Consider the following 17,377-nt stretch of genomic DNA (forward strand, 5'->3'; position numbering starts at 1 on the left):
CGGGGCCTTCGGCGCCTTCGCGGCCAGGGTCCAGCGCGCCCACGGGGTCGACCTGCGCTGCGGGGTGACCGTCACCGCGCTCCACGGCCGGGACGGTCGGCTCACCGGCGCCGAGCTCTCCGACGGCAGCCGGATCGAGGCGGACGTCGCCGTGGTCGCCCTGGGGGCCGTGCGCAACACCGAGTGGCTGGCCGACTCCGGGCTCGCCGCCGGTCGGCGCGGCATCGCCTGCGACGCCGGCTGCCGCGCCTTCGACATGTACGGGATCGTCACCGACGACGTCTTCGTCGCGGGTGACGTCGCCCGCTTCCCGCACCCGCTCTTCGAGTACCAGCTGCTCTCCCTCGAACACTGGGGCAACGCGGTCGCCCAGGCCGCGGTGGCGGCCCACAACATGGTCAACCCGGGGCCGCGCCGGCTGCCGCACCTGAGCGTGCCCGCCTTCTGGTCCAGCCAGTTCGGCCTCAACATCAAGTCCGTCGGCGTGCCGACCTTCTCCGACCACGTGGTGGTCGCCCAGGGCTCGCCGGAGGAGCGGCGGTTCGTCGCGGTCTACGGGTACCGGGGCCGGATCACGGCCGCCGTGAGCGTGAACCGGGCCAAGTGGCTGGAGCACTACCAGGGGCTGATCGAGACCGCCGCCCCGTTCCCGCCCGACTGGGTCGGCGTGGAGCCTCCGCCCTCCCGTACCCCCGTCCCGTCCGACGTGCCCGATCCGAAGGTGCTCTCGCACGGTCCCACCGTCGCGCTCACCGGTCACCTGCCCGACCGGCGGCTGACCTTTCGGCGCTGGGACGGCTGAGCACCGCCCGCGCCGCGGACCGCCGCCGCCACCCCCGAGGAGCCCGCCATGGCCACCACCGACACCCCCGGCACCAGCACCGGCACCGGTTCCGCCGGCACCCTGTACCGCCGGATCACCGACTACGCCAACCGCGCCGACCCCTACCCCCTCTACGCCGAACTGCGCGAGCACGGCGTGGCCCGCCAGGACGACGGCGGCTACCTGGTCGGCACCTACGACGAGGTCGCCGCGCTGCTCCACGACCCGCGGATCAGCTCCGACCGCCGCAACCGCACCGACCCGGACGAGGTGCCGGTCGTCCCGGTCGCCTTCATCGGCCGGGACGACCCCGAGCACGAACGGCTGCGCAACCTGGCCATGCGGCCCTTCGGCCCGCCGCACACGCCCGGCCGGGTCGACGCCATGCACGACGAGATCACCGCGATCGCCGGGGAGTTGATCGACGGGCTGCGCGGCCGCGACCGGATCGACCTCGTCGAGGACTTCGCCTACCCGCTCCCCGTCACCGTGATCTGCCGGCTGCTCGGGGTGCCGCGCGAGGACGAACCCCGGTTCCACGCCTGGTCCGAGACCCTGATCGAGGGCTTCGACCCCACCCCCGGTACCGACCCGGCCGAGCGGCAGCGGGTGGCCCTCCAGGCCCGGACGGAGATGGGGCTCTACCTCGGCGAACTCGCCGAGAGCCGCCGCGGCAGGCCCTCCGACGACATGCTCTCCGCCTTCGTCAACGACCCCGGCCCGGAGGGTGGCTTCACCCGGCCTGAGCTGATGGCCACCGCCGTCCTGCTGCTCATCGCCGGGCACGAGACGACCGTCAACCTGGTCACCAACAGCGTGCTCACCCTGCTGCGCCATCCCGAGGCCCTCCAAATGATGCGCGAACGGCCCGAGTTGATGCCGGGCATGGTGGAGGAGGTGCTGCGCTACGAGCCCCCGGTCCAACTGCTGCCGCAGCGCACCGCGCTGACCGACGTCGAGGTCGACGGCGTCACCATCCCCAAGGGCGCGCCGCTGGTCCTGGTCCTCGCCGCCGGCAACCGGGACCCGCGGCGGTTCCGCGACCCGGACCGCTTCGACCCGACCCGGCAGGACAACCAGCACCTCGGCTTCGGCAGCGGCGTGCACAGCTGCTTCGGCGCGCCGCTCGCCAGGGTCGAGGGGCAGATCGCCCTCACCGCGCTCGTCCGCCGTCTCGACGACCCCCGCCTGCTCCAGGACCCGCCCGTGTACCGCCGCAGCCCGATCCTGCGCGGGCCCCGCCACCTGCCGCTGGCGGTCTCCGGCATCACGGACTGAGCGTGCCGCCCCAGCCGTCCGGGCGCCCTCGGTCCCGGGGGCCGGGCAGCGCGGCGTACGGGACGAAGGTGCTGGTGTGCTCGTCGACGGCCAGCGGCCGGCCGATGGCCGGAGCGGAGCGCTGCGGGCAGGCCGGGCGTTCGCAGACCTTGCAGCCGAGGCCGATCGGGGTGGCGGCCGCCTCGTCGCCGAGGTCCAGGCCGGCGGAGTAGACCAGTCGGCCGGCGTGCCGGATCTCGCAGCCGAGGCCGATGGCGAAGGTCTTGCCGGGGCGGCCCCAGCCGCCGGGCGAGCGGGTGACGGCGCGGGCGGTCCAGAGGTAGCGGCGGCCGTCCGGCATGGCGGCGACCTGGACGTGGACGCGCCCGGGGGCGGCGAAGGCGTCGTAGACGTTCCACAGCGGGCAGGTGCCGCCGGTGCGGGAGAAGTGGAAGGGCGTGGCGGACTGGCGCTTCGAGACGTTCCCGGCCCGGTCGACGCGTACGAAGGAGAACGGCACGCCGCGCAGGCCGGGGCGCTGGAGGGTGCTGAGCCGGTGGCAGACCGTCTCGTAGCCGACGCCGAAGTGGTCGGCGAGGTGCTCGATGTCGTAGCGGGCCGCCTCCGCCTGGGCGTGGAAGGCGGTGTAGGGCAGGACGAGGGCGGCGGCGAAGTAGTTGGCCAGGCCGATGCGGGTGAGCGCGAAGGCGGTGGAGCTCTCCGGGCTGTCCTGGGAGGCGAGTTCGGACAGCAGGGAGTCGTGTTCCAGGTAGGCCAGTTGCGTGGCCATCCGGAAGGCCTGCTGGCCGGGGCGCAGCCGGTCGGACAGCCTGAGGGTCCGGGTCGGCTCGTCGTACTGGTGCAGTCGGCCGCCTCCGGTGGCGATCCGGACCCGGTGCCCGGTGGCGAGCCGTTCGGCCAGCACGGTCCGGACCTCGCCGCGCCGCAGGCCGATGGATGTCGCCAACTCCTCGGCGGCCGTGTCGAGTTCGTGGAGGTAGTTCCGGCGGCGGTAGAAGAACTCGCGGACCTGCTCGTGCGGGGTGTGCGTGTCGACTCCGAGGCCGCGGTCTCCGGCGAGGACGGCGAGCTGCTCGGCGGCGTCCCGGCGGCCGCGGGCCAGGTCGCTCAACAGCCGTGCCACGGAGGGCAGTCGGGCGGCGAGCTCGTCGAGGTCCCCGCCGGTGATCCGGCCGGCCGTGACCTCCTCGCCGAGCGCGTCGCGCAGTTCGGCGGTGAGCCGGGCGCTGTCGGGCGGGGCGAAGTAGCCGGCCTCGACGCCGAAGGCCTCGGTGAGGCGCAGCAGGACGGGCACGGTGAGGGGCCGGGCGTCGTGCTCCAACTGGTTGACGTAGCTGGGCGAGAGGTCGAGCAGTCGGGCGAGGGCGGCCTGACTGAGGCCGCGCTCCTCGCGCAGGCGGCGCAGCCTGGCACCGGCGAAGGCCTTTCCCATGGTGTCGTTCTCCCCGCTGTGCGCATCGGTCGATCCGGCGCGGGCAGCCTAGCCGCAGGGCAGCCGGTCAGGCCTTCGCAACCTTCGCAGATTCACCGGGAAGCGTTCGCAGAAGTTGGCCGCGGTCCACCGGTGACGGCGGCTCGGCGGGGGTGCCAGAGTCGGTGCTGCGGCCGGGAGGTGCGCAGGACAGCCGCAGAACACCAGGTCGCTCGCGGTCCGGTGGGCTGTCCGGGCCTCCACGTCCCGCGGTGCGCCACCGCAGCCCGGCACCGTCCGGCCGCCCACTCGCCCTCGCGGTGAGGTGCGTCACATCCTTCGCAACGAGCAAACGAGCACCCTGGGGAGCAGACCCATGACTCAGTCGGTCCGGCAGCAGCAGGAGCAGCAGGCGGCGGCGGAGCTCGCCGCCCGGTGGGCCTCCGACCCGCGGTGGGCGGGCATCGAGCGCACGTACACGGCGGCGGATGTGGTCCGGCTGTCCGGGACGGTGCGCGAGGAGCACACCCTGGCCCGGCGCGGCGCCGAGCGGCTGTGGCGGCAGCTGCACGAGCAGGACTACGTCCACGCGCTCGGCGCGCTGACCGGCGGCCAGGCCGTGCAGATGGTGAAGGCCGGGCTGCAGGCGATCTACCTGTCCGGCTGGCAGGTCGCGGCCGACGCCAACCAGGCCGGGCAGACGTACCCGGACCAGAGCCTCTACCCCGCCAACTCCGTTCCCCAGGTGGTGCGTCGGATCAACAACGCGCTGCTGCGGGCGGACGGGATCGACGCGGCGGAGGGCAACGGCGGCCCGGACTGGCTGGTGCCGATCGTCGCCGACGCGGAGGCCGGCTTCGGCGGCCCGCTGAACGCCTTCGAGCTCACCAAGGGCATGATCGCGGCCGGCGCGGCGGGCATCCACTACGAGGACCAGCTGGCCTCCGAGAAGAAGTGCGGCCACCTCGGCGGCAAGGTGCTCGTCCCCACCGCCCAGCACATCCGCACCCTGAACGCCGCCCGCCTCGCGGCCGACATCGCCGACGTGCCGACCCTGATCGTCGCCCGCACCGACGCGCTCGCCGCCAACCTGCTGACCAGCGACGTGGACGAGCGCGACGCCCGGTTCTGCACCGGCGAGCGGACGGCCGAGGGCTTCTACCGGGTCGAGCCCGGCATGGCCCCGGTGATCTCGCGCGGCCTGGCCTTCGCCCCGTACGCGGACCTGCTCTGGGTGGAGACCGGCACCCCGGACCTGGAGCAGGCCCGGGAGTTCGCCGAGGCGGTCAAGGCCGAGCACCCGGACACGATGCTCGCCTACAACTGCTCGCCCTCCTTCAACTGGAAGGCCGCGCTGGACGACGACCAGATCGCCAAGTTCCAACGGGAGTTGGGGGCGATGGGCTACCGCTTCCAGTTCATCACGCTGGCCGGCTTCCACGCGCTCAACCACTCGATGTTCCAGCTGGCCCGCGGCTACGCCGAGCACGGGATGACGGCCTACGTCGACCTCCAGGAGGCCGAGTTCGCGGCCGTGCCGGACGGCTACACCGCCGTGAAGCACCAGCGCGAGGTCGGCACCGGGTACTTCGACCTGGTCTCCACCGCGCTCAACCCGAACGCCGAGACGCTCGCCCTGACCGGCTCCACCGAGGCCGAGCAGTTCCACTGAGCCCGAAGGAGGCCGCCGGGCCCGAAGCGGGCCGCCGAGCCGGAAGGACAGCACCACCGAGCCACCCCGGCGGCCGCTTTGGGGAGCGGCCGCCGCCCACCCCGCCGCCCGGGGCCTCGTTGAGGGACGAGGCCCCGGGCGCCTTCCACCCGCCCCTGGAGCACCGGATGAGCCAGCCCAGCCGCATCGAGGTCCTCGGAGAACACGAGGACCGCTTCGACGAGATCCTCACCCCCGAGGCGCTCGCCTTCCTCGCCCGTCTGCACGACCGGTTCGCCGCCCGCCGCACCGCGCTGCTCGCCGAACGCGACCGGCGCCGCGCCGAGTTGGCGGACGGCGGCAGCCTCGACTTCCTCCCCGGGACCCGCGCCGTCCGCGAGGACAGCACCTGGCGCGTGGCCGGCGCCGGGCCGGGCCTGGCCGACCGCCGGGTGGAGATCACCGGCCCGCCCGAGCGCCGGATGACCGTCAACGCGCTCAACTCCGGTGCCAGGGTGTGGCTCGCCGACTTCGAGGACGCCACCGCCCCCACCTGGCACAACCTGGTCTCCGGGCAGCTCAACCTGGTCGACGCGGTCGGACGCCGGATCGACGACACCACCCCGGAGGGCAAGCGCTACCGGATCGGCGACGACCCCGCCACCATCGTCGTCCGCCCACGCGGCTGGCACCTCGACGAGCAGCACCTGCTGGTCGACGGCCGCCCCGCCGTCGGCGCCCTGGTCGACTTCGGCCTCTACCTCTTCCACTGCGGCAAGCGCCAGATCGAGCGCGGCAGCGGCCCGTACTTCTACCTGCCCAAGCTGGAGGACCACCGCGAAGCCCGGCTCTGGAACGAGGTCTTCGCCTTCGCCCAGGCCGAGTTGGACATCCCGCACGGGACGATCCGGGCCACCGTGCTGATCGAGACCATCACCGCGGCCTTCGAGATGGACGAGATCCTCTACGAGCTGCGCGAGCACGCCGCCGGGCTCAACGCCGGGCGCTGGGACTACCTGTTCAGCCTGATCAAGAACTTCGCCCAGCACGGCCCGCGCTACGTCCTGCCGGACCGCGCCACCCTCACCATGACCCAGCCCTTCCTGCGCGCCTACACCGACCTGCTGGTGCGCACCTGCCACCGGCGCGGCGCCCACGCCATCGGCGGCATGGCCGCCGCCATCCCCCAACGCGCCCCGGAGGCCAACGCGGTGGCCCTCACCAAGGTGCGCGCCGACAAGGAGCGGGAGGCCGGCGACGGCTTCGACGGCTCCTGGGTCGCCCACCCCGGCCTGGTCGCCACCTGCCGCACCGCCTTCGACGACGTCCTCGGCGACCGGCCGAACCAGCTCGACCGCACCCGCGAGGACGTCGAGGTCACCGCCGCCGACCTGCTCGGCGTGCACAGGCTGTCCGCCGGCCTGCCGACCGACCAGGGGCTGCGCTCCAACATCGCCGTCGCCCTGCGCTACCTCACCGCCTGGCTCGGCGGTTCCGGAGCCGTCGCCGTCTTCGGGCTGATGGAGGACGTCGCCACCGCCGAGATCGCCCGCTGCCAGATCTGGCAGTGGCAGCACCACTGCACCCGGCTGACCGGCGGCTCGCTCGTCACCCCGGACATGGTGCGGCGCCTGATCGACCGGGAGCGCGCCACGCTGCTCGCCGAGGGCGCCGACCCGACGCTGGTGGACGACGCGGTGCGGATCCTGGAGGACACCGCCCTCGGCGCCGAGCTGCCCGCCTTCCTCACCACCGAGGCCTACGCCCGCCACCTCGTGCGGATCCGCACCGCGGCCTGAGCCGCCCCACCACGGAGGCAGTGCACCATGAACGACATCCGCCGCGTCGCGGTCGTCGGCGCCGGACAGATGGGCGCCGGCATCGCCGAGGTCTTCGCACGCGCCGGGCTCGACACCGTCGTCTGCGAGGCCGGCCGGGACGCCCTGCGGACCGCCCGGGCCCGGATCGACCGCTCGCTGCACCGCGCCGCCGACCGCGGCCGGATCAGCGAGGAGCAGCGCACCGACGCCTGGGCCCACCTGCTGTTCGCCGACGACCTGGAGGCGCTCGCCGACCGCCAGTTGGTGGTCGAGGCCGTCGTCGAGGACGAACGGGTCAAGACCGAGGTGCTCACCACCCTGGACAAGGTGCTCGTCGCCGAGGACGCCGTCCTGGCCACCAACACCTCGGCCATCCCGGTCACCCGCCTCGGCATCACCACCGGCCGTGCCTCCCACGTCCTGGGCCTGCATTTCTTCAACCCGGCACCGGTGATGCCGCTGGTCGAGCTGGTGGCCTCGCTGCACACCGCCCCGACCGTCCTCGACCGGGTGGAGGGCTTCGCCCGGGACGTCCTCGGCAAGCACGTCGTCCACTCCCGCGACCGGGCCGGCTTCGTCGTCAACGCCCTGCTGGTGCCGTACCTGCTCGCAGCGATCCGGATGGCCGAGGCCGGCCACGCCAGCCCCGAGGACATCGACGCCGGGATGGTCCACGGCTGCGCCCACCCCATGGGGCCGCTCCAACTCGCCGACCTGATCGGGCTGGACACCGTCGAGGCGATCGCCCGGTCCATGTACGAGGAGTACAAGGAGCCGCTGTACGCGCCCCCGCCGCTGCTCTCCCGCATGGTGGAGGCCGGACTGCTCGGCCGCAAGAGCGGACGGGGGTTCCACGCGCACGCCTCGGCGTGACGAGCGCGCCCCGCCGGTGCCCGGCTCCCGTCGCGGAGGGCCGGGCACCGGCGGGGCGGCGTGGGTTCAGGCGGTGACGCGTCCGGGCGCTCCAGCCGATCCGAGCGCTTCGACCGCTCCGGCTGAAAGGACGTCCGCCCGGTGGCAGTCCGGCCGGGGCCCCTGGTGCGGTACGCCCGGCCCCTCCCGCCGCCGGGCCCGGTCGCGTTCCGCCCCGTCGAGGACGGCCCGGTGGACGGCGCGGGCCAGCCGGGAGCCCCAGACCGACCGCGGGCCGCCGAAGGGGTCGGCCGCCTCACCGTCGACCGGGGTGCGGACGGCCACGCAGACGGCGTCGGACGGGGTGCCCGAGCACGAGTAGCCGGCGTCCAGGAGGGCCTGCACCTTCGCCTCGGTGGCCGTCGCCAGCAGGTTCACCAGCCCCGCGTCGGCCACCGGCGCGGGCACGACCGCGAGGATGTTGATCGTCCCCGGGACGTACGGTCCGGTCGGTGCCGCGGCTGCCGCGGCCCAGGTCGGGACGCCGATGCCGGTCGTCACCAGGGCGACGGCGCCGCCGTCCTCACCCCAGGTGCAGTCGTCGACCTCCGCGGCGGTCATCAGCCCGACACCCGGCCCGCGCAGGCCCTCGGCCTCGGCCAGCTCCGCCAGGTGCCGCTCCGGGTCCATCCGGCTGTAGCCGGGCCGGACCTGGGCGTTCACCACCCAGCCGCGCTCACCGATCCCCCCGCCCAGCACGCCGCTGCTGACCATCCGCCAGCCCGGGCCGGCCTTCCACACCAGCAGGTGACGACACGAGCCGTCCTCCGACCGCGCGGAGCGGAGGACGGCGGGTCGCCGCAGCTCGGACACCAGGCTGTTCGCTGTGATCACCTCAGAGGCAGGGGGCGGTCGGGCCGGCCCGGTCCGGCGGCGTGGTGCGGTGATCACCGGCGGAGGAGGCCCTGTGGATCCTAGCCCCGCGAGACCGGTCCGCAGGATTCGCGGTTTCGCGGGCTCCGCAGGTTCGCACGATCCGCGGATTCGCAGGATTCGCGGATTCGCAGCCCGGAGCTGTCCGGATTCCGCGGATTGGCCTGCTGGATCCCCGCCCGACGGCGCGGCAGCCTGGAGCGTACGAGCCCGTCAGGGCGGTCCCGACACTCCCGAGGAGTCCCGTGATCGAGCACCACGTCCGCGTCCATCCCAGCGCCGACCGGCTGCCGCGAGAGGAGCAGTTGGCCTGGAAACTGGCCGCCGTCGCGACCGCCACCGAGGAGCTGGACCCGGCCGCCGTGGGCATGGCCGTCAACCGGGTCGTCGACAACGCCTCGGTGGCGGTCGCGTCGCTGCTGCGCCGGCCGGTGGCGGTGGCCCGGTCCCAGGCGCTCGCGCACCACGGGGCGCCCGGCGCCCGGGTGTTCGGCAGCCTGGCCCGGGTCTCCCCCGAGTGGGCGGCCTGGGCCAACGGCACCGCCGTGCGCGAGCTGGACTTCCACGACACCTACCTCGCCGCCGACTACTCCCACCCCGGGGACAACATCCCGCCGCTGCTGGCCGTCGCCCAGCACACCGGGCGCACCGGCGCCGACCTGCTGCGCGGCATCGTCGCCGCCTACGAGGTCCACGTCGCCCTGGTCAAGGGCATCTGTCTGCACGCCCACCGGATCGACCACGTCGCGCACCTGAGCGCGGCCACCGCCTGCGGGCTCGGCGCGCTGCTGCGGCTGCCGACGGAGACGGTGTACCAGGCGGTGCAGCAGGCCGTGCACACCACGACGGCGACCCGGCAGTCCCGCAAGGGCGAGATCTCCAGCTGGAAGGCCTTCGCCCCGGCCTTCGCCGGCAAGGCCGCGATCGAGGCGGTGGACCGGGCGATGCGCGGCGAGACCTCGCCCTCCCCGGTCTACGAGGGCGAGGACGGCTTCCTCGCCTGGATGCTCGACGGCCCGGACGCCGACTACACCGTGCCGCTGCCCGAGCCCGGCGAACCGCGCCGGGCGATCCTGGACACCTACACCAAGGAGCACTCCGCCGAGTACCAGGCCCAGGCGGTCATCGACCTGGCCCGGCGGCTGCGCGAGAAGACCGGGCCGCTGGAGCGGGTGCGCTCGGTGGTGCTGCACACCAGCCACCACACCCACCACGTGATCGGCTCCGGCGCCAACGACCCGCAGAAGTACGACCCGACGGCCAGCCGGGAGACCCTCGACCACTCGATCCCGTACATCCTCGCCGTCGCCCTGGAGGACGGCGGCTGGCACCACGAGCGCTCCTACGCCCCCGAGCGCGCCAACCGCCCGGAGACCGTCGCCCTGTGGCGGAAGGTCAGCACGGTCGAGGACCCGGAGTGGACCCGCCGCTACCACGACCCCGACCCGCAGCGCCGGGCCTTCGGCGGCCGGATCGTGATCACCCTGGACGACGGTTCCGTCGTCGAGGACGAGCTGGCCGTCGCCGACGCCCACCCGGCCGGCGCCCGCCCCTTCGACCGCCCCGCGTACCAGCGGAAGTTCCGCACCCTCACCGAGGGCGTCGTCACCCCCACCGACCAGGACCGCTTCCTGTCGGCCGCGGCCGGTCTCGCCGAGCTGACAGCCGCCGGCCTCGACGAACTGTTCCCGGCCGTCGACACCGAGGCCGTCCGCGAGTTCGACCGCACCCTGCCGAAGGGCCTGTTCTGATGCTGCACACCCGCACCACCGCCGCCGAACGCCGCCGGGCGCTGCGCGAACGGCTCGCCTCCGGACGGCTGCTGCGCGTCCCCGGCGCGATCAACCCGATCTCCGCCCGGCTCATCCAGGACACCGGCTTCGACGCCGTCTACCTCTCCGGCACCGTCCTCGCCGCCGACCTCGGCCTGCCGGACATCGGCCTGACCACCTCCACCGAGGTCGCCGCCCGCGCCCAGCAGACCACCCGGGTCACCGACCTCCCGGTGCTGATCGACGCCGACACCGGCTTCGGCGAGCCGATGAACGCCGCCCGTACCGTCCAGCTCCTGGAGGACGCGGGCCTGGCCGGGCTGCACCTGGAGGACCAGGTCAACCCCAAGCGCTGCGGCCACCTCGACGGCAAGACCATCGCGCCCCGCGAGGAGATGGTCCGCCGGCTGCGCGCCGCCGTCGACGCCCGCCGCGACCCCGACTTCCTGCTGATGGCCCGCACCGACGCCCGCTCCGTCGAAGGACTCGGCGCCGCGATCGACCGGGCCAAGGCCTACGTCGACGCCGGAGCCGACGCGATCTTCCCCGAGGCCCTCGCCGACGAGGCCGAGTACGAGGCGTTCCGCAAGGCCGTGGACGTGCCGCTGCTCGCGAACCTCACCGAGTTCGGCAAGACCCCGCTGCTGGACACCCGCACCCTGGAGAGCCTCGGCTACAACATCGCCCTCTACCCGGTCACCCTGCTGCGGCTCGCCATGGGCGCGATCGAGGACGGGCTGCGCACCATCGCCACCGAGGGCACCCAGGAGCCGCTGCTGCCGCGCATGCAGACCCGCTCCCGGCTGTACGAACTCCTCGGCTACGCCGACTACGCGGCCTTCGACTCTGCCGTCTTCGACTTCACCCTCCCGCCCGGCACCTGACCCGCACCGGAGACCAGCCATGCCCACCACCGCACCCGAGGTCCACCGCGGCCTCGCCGGTGTCGTCGTCGACACCACCGGGATCTCCACCGTCATCCCGGAGACCAACTCCCTCACCTACCGCGGCTACCCCGTCCAGGACCTCGCCGCCCACCGCTCCTTCGAGGAGGTCGCCTACCTGCTCTGGCACGGCGAACTGCCCGACGGCGCCCAGCTGCGCGAGTTCCGGGCCCGCGAACGCGCCCTGCGCCCGCTCGACCGCACCACCGCCGAGCTGCTGGCGAAACTGCCCGAGACCTGCCACCCGATGGACGTACTGCGCACCGCCGTCAGCTTCTTCGGCGCCGAGGACCCGACCGAGGACGACGGCCGCCCGGCGTCCGGCCTCGCCAAGTCCCTGACCCTGCTGGCGAAACTGCCCACCGTCGTCGCCGCCGACCAGCGCCGTCGCCGGGGCCTCGCCCCGATCGCCCCGGACCCGGACCTCGGGTACGCGGAGAACTTCTTCCACATGTGCTTCGGCGCCGTGCCCGCCCCCGAGGTGGTCCGCTGCTTCGAGGTCTCGCTGGTGCTGTACGCCGAACACAGCTTCAACGCCTCCACCTTCACCGCCCGCGTCGTCACCTCCACCCTCTCCGACCTCTACAGCGCCGTCACCGCCGCGATCGGCGCGCTCAAGGGCCCGCTGCACGGCGGCGCCAACGAGGCCGTGATGCACATGCTGGAGGAGATCGGCGACCCGGCCCGCGCCGCCGACTGGCTCGACGACGCCCTCGCCTCCCGGCGGAAGGTCATGGGCTTCGGCCACCGGGTCTACAAGCACGGCGACTCCCGCGTCCCGATCATGCAGGCCGCCCTCGACGAGCTGGTGGCCCTGGCGGCCGACCCCGGGACGACCCGGCTGGCCGCCCTGCACGCGGCGCTGCGCGAGGCGGTACTGGACCGCAAGGGCATCCACCCCAACCTCGACTACCCCGCGGGCCTCGCCTACCACCTGATGGGCTTCGACACCCCGGTCTTCACCCCGCTCTTCGTGCTGAGCCGGGTCACCGGCTGGACCGCCCACATCACCGAACAGCTCGCCCACAACGCCCTGATCCGCCCGCTCGCCTCCTACGACGGCCCGGAACAGCGGCCGGTGCCGGCCTCCGCGTAGGAGACCGGCACCGCCGTCCGGTCAGGCCCGCGGGGTGGTGAAGCGGTAGCCGGAGTCGATCAGGGAGGGGAGGAAGCGTGTGAGGGCGGCCACCGTCTGCGAACGGTCGCCTCCGCCGTCATGGATGAGCACGATCGCTCCCGGGCGCATCTCCTTCGTGAGCCGACCGAGGATCACGTCCGTCCCCGGCTCGGCCCAGTCCTCCGGGTCGACCGTCCAGCCCATCGGCCGCATCCCGAGCTCCCTGCTCGTCCTGAGCGTCCTCGGGGCCCAGTCCCCGCCCGGGGCCCGGAACCAGACGGGCGACTTGCCGGTGATCCCGGCGAGGAGGTCGGAGGTGCGCGTCAGCTCCTCCCGCACCTGGGCGTCGTCGGGAAGGTGACGGAGGTCCGGATGGCTCCAGGTGTGGTTGCCGATGCGGTGCCCCCGCGCCGCGATCTCCCGGACCAGGTCGGGACGGGCGGCCGCGTTCTCGCCGATCAGGAAGAACGTCGCCCGGATCCCGTGCTTCTCCAGCAGCGCCAGGACGTCGGGGGTGTGGCGCGGATGGGGTCCGTCGTCGATGGTGAGGGCCACCACCTTCCCCTCCTCGGCGAGTTCGAACAGCGGCCGGCTCTCCGCCTCGGTCAGCACCCTGGGGGCTTCCGGGGCGGCCTCCGGCGCGGTTTCAGGCGCGGCCTCCGGCGCGGCCGCCGGTGCGGCTTCCGGTGCGGCCGCCGGGGGCGCGGCCGCGGGCGGCGGCCCGGCGTTCCCTCTCGGCGCGGTACCGGGTTCCCCGGCCCACCGTGCTCCCCCGCACCCTGCGGCGCCGAGGACCGACAACCCGGCCGCGGCCAGGATCAGCCTTCGCGAGACAATCTGATGATCTGACATTTTCTGGGTGTCCCCCCGGGCCTGACGCCCCCTCCCGGCGTTCACCCCGAGGGACCCACATCACCACCCGGAAGGACCCAGGGCCACACGGTCGGCGGCACGGTGCCGGATCCGTCGCCGTCGCCCGACCGCGGCACCCGGGTGCCGCCCGCCGCCCGCCGTCTCGGCGGCACCGGTCAGCGGCGCCCCTCCCGATCGCCGTGACGGCCCTCGGCGACGACCGGGTAGGGCACCCTGGTACGCCGGTCCGGGTCCACCACCAGCCGGCCGCCGACGGGGGGCCGGGCCCGCTGGGCGCAGTCGGTCCGCTCGCAGATCCGGCAGCCCAGGCCGATCGGCGTGGCCGCCTCCCGGCCGTCCAGGGCGATGCCCTCGGCGTAGACCAGGCGGTGGGCGTGGCGCAGCTCGCAGCCGAGCGCGACGGCGAACTCGCTGCGCGGCGCGCGGTGGCCGAAGCCGCCGTGGGTGACGGTGCGGGCGATCCAGAAGTACCGCTTGCCGTCCGGCATTTCGGCGATCTGGGTGAGGATCCGCCCCGGCGCCGAGAAGGCCTCGTAGACCGTCCAGAGCGGGCAGGTGCCACCGAGGCGGGAGAAGTGGAAGTCGGTCGCGGACTGCCGCTTGGAGATGTTGCCCGCCCGGTCGGCGCGCAGGAAGGAGAACGGCACGCCCCGGCGGCCGGTGCGCTGCAGGGTGCTCAGCCGGTGGCAGACCGTCTCGAAGCCGACCCCGAAGCGGGTCCGCCGCCTGGGACGAGGTGAGGTCGGGCCCCGCCGCCGAGACCAGCGCGTCGAGCAGCGGCCGGTGCTCCAGCAGCGCGAGCTGGGTGGCCAGTTGGAAGGCCCGCTGGCCGTCGGTCAGCCACGCGGAGAGGCGGAGGGTGCCGCTCGCCGGGTCGAAGCGGCGCATCTCCGCCTGCTGCCGGTGGTCCGCGTCGACCACCCGCACGCCGTGCCGTTCGCCGAGTGCGGCCGCCAGCGCGGCGGCGAGGCCGCCGGCCGTGGTCGCCCCGAGCGCGGTCGCGGTGCGCTCGGCCTGCTCGTCCAGGGCCGGGATGTGGTTGTGGTGCGTGTAGAAGAAGTCCCGTACCTCGTCGTGGGGTTCGGCCGGGCTGAGCGCGGCGGTCCCGGCGGTGTCGCCGAGATCGGCGACCCTGGTGGCCGCCTCCCGGTAGCGGCGGTACAGCGCGACGAGCGCCCGGGCCACGTCGGGGTGGTCCCGGCTCACCTCCGCGACGTCCTCGGCCGGGACGGGGGCACCGCACGCCTCGTCGGCGAGGGCGGCGCGCAGGTCGGCGGCGAGGCGCTCCTCGTCGGCCTCGGAGAAGAACTCCGGGTCCACGCCGAACACCTCGGCGATCCGCAGCAGCACGGCGGCGGTGAGCGGGCGCTGGCTGTGCTCGATCTGGTTGAGGTAGCTGGTCGAGATGCCGAGCTCGTGGGCCAGCTCGACCTGGTTCATGCCGTGCTCGCGGCGCAGCCGGCGCAGCTTGGCGTGGGCGAAGATCTTGCGCCCGACGGGACGTGCCATGGTGCGACGCACCCCTCTTCTCTTTTCTTCCCCGGTCTTCTCTTCCCCGGATGGTTGCGAAGGCCTACACCGGCAGCCGGTCGGCGGTCGCCCGGTGGGCCCGCACGGCCGCCTCGACCCGCACGGCGTCGGCGGCCGCCCGCACCTCGTGGACCCGTACGGCCCAGGCGCCCTGCGCGGCGGCCAGGACGGCGGCGGCCGAGGTCGCGTCGTCCCGCTCCCGGGCCGGGCGGGGCTCGCCGGTGGCCGGGTCGGCGAGCAGTTCGCCGAGGAAGCGCTTGCGGGAGGGCCCGACCAGGAGCGGGCGGTCCAGCACGGCCCAGGCGTCCAGGGCGGCGAGCAGCGCCCAGTCGTCGCTCCGGCCCTTGGCGAAGCCGAGGCCGGGGTCGAGGACGACCTGCTCCGGGTCGACTCCGGCCGACACCACGGCGTCCATCTGGCGCCCCACTTCGGCGACCACCTCGGCGACGACGTCCCCGTAGCCGGCCAGGTCGTCCATCCCCTGGGACTGCCCCCGCCAGTGCATGACGACGAACGGCACACCGGCCCGCGCGGCCGTCTTCGCCATGGCCTCGTCCGCCCGGCCGCCGCTGACGTCGTTGACGATCCGGGCCCCGGCGTCCACCGCGGCCTCGGCGACCCGGGCGCGCATCGTGTCGATGCTCACCAGGACGCCCTGCCGGGCGAGTCCGCGCACCACCGGCAGCACCCGCGCGAGCTCCTCCTCGACCGGCACCCGGCGGGCGCCGGGGCGGGTCGACTCGCCGCCCACGTCCACCATGTCGGCCCCCCGCGCGGCCAGCGCCAGTCCGTGCTCCACCGCCCGGCCCGGGTCCAGCCAGCATCCCCCGTCCGAGAACGAGTCCGGGGTGACGTTGAGGATTCCCATGACCGCGCAGCGACCCCAGTCGGGAAGTCCGGGAAGGGCGTACGAATGTCTTTCCATGCCCCTATTGTGCAGCCTCCGGAGGCCGCTCCGCGACCACCCCCGAAGGCCATCGACCGTCATTGGCGAAAACCCGCGTATCACACTGTGGACTTTCCACCACGCCATTCCGACCGGGCGTATACCGTCCTGTCATGACACTCGGGAAACCCTCCACTCGCACCGACCGGGCGGCGACCGTCCGCGACCTCCTTGCCACCGGAAAGCACTCCTATTCGTTCGAGTTCATGCCGCCGCGGAACGCCGAGGCGGAGGCCGGACTGTGGAACGCGATCCGCCGACTGGAGGCGCTCTCCCCCACCTTCGTCTCGGTGACCTACGGTGCGGGCGGCTCGACCCGGGAGCGGACGGTGAACGTCACCGGCCGCATCGCCCAGGAGACGACCCTCACCCCGGCCGCCCATCTGACCGCCGTCGGCCACAGCGTCGGCGAGCTCAGGAACATCCTCGGGCACTACGCCGACCAGGGAGTACGGAACATCCTGGCCCTGCGCGGCGACCCTCCGGGCGACCCGCTGGGCGCCTGGGTCCGGCATCCGGGCGGGGTCGAGTACGCCGCCGACCTGGTTCACCTCATCAAGGACTCGGGCGACTTCTGCGTCGGGGTGGCGGCTTTTCCGGAAATGCACCCGCGGTCACCGGACTGGGAGTCGGAAATCCGGCACTTCGTCACGAAGTGCCGTTCCGGAGCCGACTACGCGATCACCCAGATGTTCTTCGAGGTGGACGGATACCTCCGTTTCCGGGACCGTCTCCAGAAGGCCGGATGCGATATTCCGGTGATTCCAGAGATCATGCCGGTGACCAGCATCCGGTCACTGCGCCGAATTCCGACCCTGAGCACCGCTTCCATTCCCACGGCCCTCTCCGACCGCATGCTGGAACACCAGAATGATCCCGCCGCCGTGCGCTCGATCGGGATCGAGCACGCCACCGCCATGTGCCGGCGGCTGCTTTCCGAAGGCGTGCCCGGGCTGCATTTCATGACCATGAACTTCTCCACGGTCACCACCGAGATCTATCAGAACCTCGGCCTGCCCCGGTCCGGTTGAACGGGCATGCGGGCCGCGCCGCGACGCGGCCCGCATGCCGTGGCGGGCGTCCCGAACCGGCGGAAGAGTCCCCGCCCGGTTGGGTCAGCCGGCGAGCTCCTCGCGCAGCAGGCGGGCGGCGCCGACCAGGCTGTCCAGCGAGGCCCGGGTCTCCGTCCAACCGCGGGTCTTCAGCCCGCAGTCCGGGTTGACCCAGAGCCGCTCCGCCGGGATCGCGGCCAGGCCCGCGCGCAGCAGGGAGACGGCCTCCTCGGTGCTGGGGACGCGCGGGGAGTGGATGTCCCAGACGCCGGGGCCGACCTCGCGCGGGTAGCCCGCCTCGGCCAGCTCGCCGGCGACCTCCATGTGGGAGCGGGTCGCCTCCAGGGAGATTCCCAATGATGTTGTCAAGCCAGG

Annotated in this window: 13 protein-coding genes and 2 pseudogenes; 9 read left to right on the forward strand and 6 right to left on the reverse strand. The window is 73.8% G+C overall.

Annotated features, from left to right (window positions below; genetic code table 11):
- Together AE652_RS15885 and AE652_RS15890 are read left to right on the forward strand one after the other, a co-directional pair.
- Nucleotides 1–802 (forward strand): FAD-dependent oxidoreductase (locus AE652_RS15885; protein WP_049652029.1); only part of this gene is annotated, 802 nt, incomplete at its 5' end.
- A 48-nt stretch (nucleotides 803–850) separates the two neighbouring features.
- Nucleotides 851–2,101: a cytochrome P450 gene (locus AE652_RS15890; protein ID WP_049652030.1), complete on the forward strand. Its 1,251-nt coding sequence runs from the start codon at nucleotides 851–853 to the stop codon at nucleotides 2,099–2,101.
- Here AE652_RS15890 and AE652_RS15895 read toward each other — a convergent pair.
- Nucleotides 2,091–3,533 (reverse strand): short-chain fatty acyl-CoA regulator family protein, encoded by a 1,443-nt coding sequence (locus tag AE652_RS15895; RefSeq protein WP_049652031.1) that lies wholly within the window; start codon nucleotides 3,531–3,533, stop codon nucleotides 2,091–2,093. The two genes, AE652_RS15890 and AE652_RS15895, sit on opposite strands and share 11 nt — an antisense overlap.
- Nucleotides 3,534–3,888: 355 nt before the next feature.
- Between AE652_RS15895 and aceA the strand changes: the two genes are divergently transcribed.
- The 3 genes from aceA (at nucleotide 3,889) to AE652_RS15910 (ending at nucleotide 7,856) form a co-directional block, all read left to right on the forward strand.
- Nucleotides 3,889–5,184 carry an isocitrate lyase gene (gene aceA / locus AE652_RS15900; protein WP_049652032.1) on the forward strand — a complete coding sequence of 432 codons (1,296 nt, stop codon included), beginning with the start codon at nucleotides 3,889–3,891 and terminating at the stop codon, nucleotides 5,182–5,184.
- Nucleotides 5,185–5,351: 167 nt separating this feature from the next.
- A complete protein-coding gene (aceB, locus tag AE652_RS15905) occupies nucleotides 5,352–6,962 on the forward strand; it encodes a malate synthase A (protein ID WP_049652033.1) in 1,611 nt (536 codons plus the stop codon).
- Nucleotides 6,963–6,989: 27 nt separating this feature from the next.
- Nucleotides 6,990–7,856, forward strand: coding sequence for a 3-hydroxybutyryl-CoA dehydrogenase (locus AE652_RS15910; protein ID WP_049652034.1), 867 nt, complete (start codon nucleotides 6,990–6,992; stop codon nucleotides 7,854–7,856).
- A gap of 66 nt (nucleotides 7,857–7,922) precedes the next feature.
- On the opposite strand, the gene AE652_RS15915 is transcribed toward AE652_RS15910, so the two are convergent.
- Nucleotides 7,923–8,729, reverse strand: a complete 807-nt coding sequence (locus AE652_RS15915) for an adenosylcobinamide amidohydrolase (RefSeq protein ID WP_049652035.1) — start codon at nucleotides 8,727–8,729, stop codon at nucleotides 7,923–7,925.
- A 284-nt stretch (nucleotides 8,730–9,013) separates the two neighbouring features.
- Between AE652_RS15915 and AE652_RS15920 the strand changes: the two genes are divergently transcribed.
- From AE652_RS15920 to AE652_RS15930, 3 genes are read left to right on the forward strand one after another with little or no spacing between them, the layout of a single operon-like run.
- A complete protein-coding gene (locus AE652_RS15920) occupies nucleotides 9,014–10,519 on the forward strand; it encodes an MmgE/PrpD family protein (protein WP_049652036.1) in 1,506 nt (501 codons plus the stop codon).
- Nucleotides 10,519–11,424: a methylisocitrate lyase gene (gene prpB / locus AE652_RS15925; RefSeq protein ID WP_049652037.1), complete on the forward strand. Its 906-nt coding sequence runs from the start codon at nucleotides 10,519–10,521 to the stop codon at nucleotides 11,422–11,424. Before AE652_RS15920 ends, prpB begins: the two co-directional genes overlap by 1 nt.
- Nucleotides 11,425–11,443: 19 nt before the next feature.
- Nucleotides 11,444–12,580 carry a bifunctional 2-methylcitrate synthase/citrate synthase gene (locus AE652_RS15930; RefSeq protein ID WP_049652038.1) on the forward strand — a complete coding sequence of 379 codons (1,137 nt, stop codon included), beginning with the start codon at nucleotides 11,444–11,446 and terminating at the stop codon, nucleotides 12,578–12,580.
- 21 nt (nucleotides 12,581–12,601) lie between these two features.
- On the opposite strand, the gene AE652_RS15935 is transcribed toward AE652_RS15930, so the two are convergent.
- The 3 genes and pseudogenes from AE652_RS15935 to folP all read right to left on the reverse strand — a co-directional run bounded on the left by AE652_RS15935 (nucleotide 12,602) and on the right by folP (nucleotide 15,872).
- Complete coding sequence (locus AE652_RS15935) at nucleotides 12,602–13,213, reverse strand: polysaccharide deacetylase family protein (protein ID WP_234348401.1); 612 nt, start codon at nucleotides 13,211–13,213, stop codon at nucleotides 12,602–12,604.
- A gap of 416 nt (nucleotides 13,214–13,629) precedes the next feature.
- A pseudogene (locus AE652_RS15940) lies at nucleotides 13,630–14,983 on the reverse strand (short-chain fatty acyl-CoA regulator family protein).
- A 64-nt stretch (nucleotides 14,984–15,047) separates the two neighbouring features.
- Nucleotides 15,048–15,872 (reverse strand): dihydropteroate synthase, encoded by an 825-nt coding sequence (gene folP, locus AE652_RS15945; protein WP_049652040.1) that lies wholly within the window; start codon nucleotides 15,870–15,872, stop codon nucleotides 15,048–15,050.
- Between the two features lie 191 nt (nucleotides 15,873–16,063).
- Here folP and metF point away from each other — a divergent pair, with 191 nt between their 5' ends.
- Nucleotides 16,064–16,981, forward strand: a complete 918-nt coding sequence (metF, locus tag AE652_RS15950; protein ID WP_049652041.1) for a methylenetetrahydrofolate reductase [NAD(P)H] — start codon at nucleotides 16,064–16,066, stop codon at nucleotides 16,979–16,981.
- A gap of 84 nt (nucleotides 16,982–17,065) precedes the next feature.
- On the opposite strand, the pseudogene AE652_RS15955 reads toward metF, so the two are convergent.
- Nucleotides 17,066–17,377, reverse strand: a pseudogene (locus tag AE652_RS15955) (5-methyltetrahydropteroyltriglutamate--homocysteine S-methyltransferase); the annotation flags it as partial.

The organism is Kitasatospora sp. MY 5-36, assembly GCF_001182915.1.
In the GTDB taxonomy this organism is placed as follows: Bacteria; Actinomycetota; Actinomycetes; order Streptomycetales; family Streptomycetaceae; genus Kitasatospora.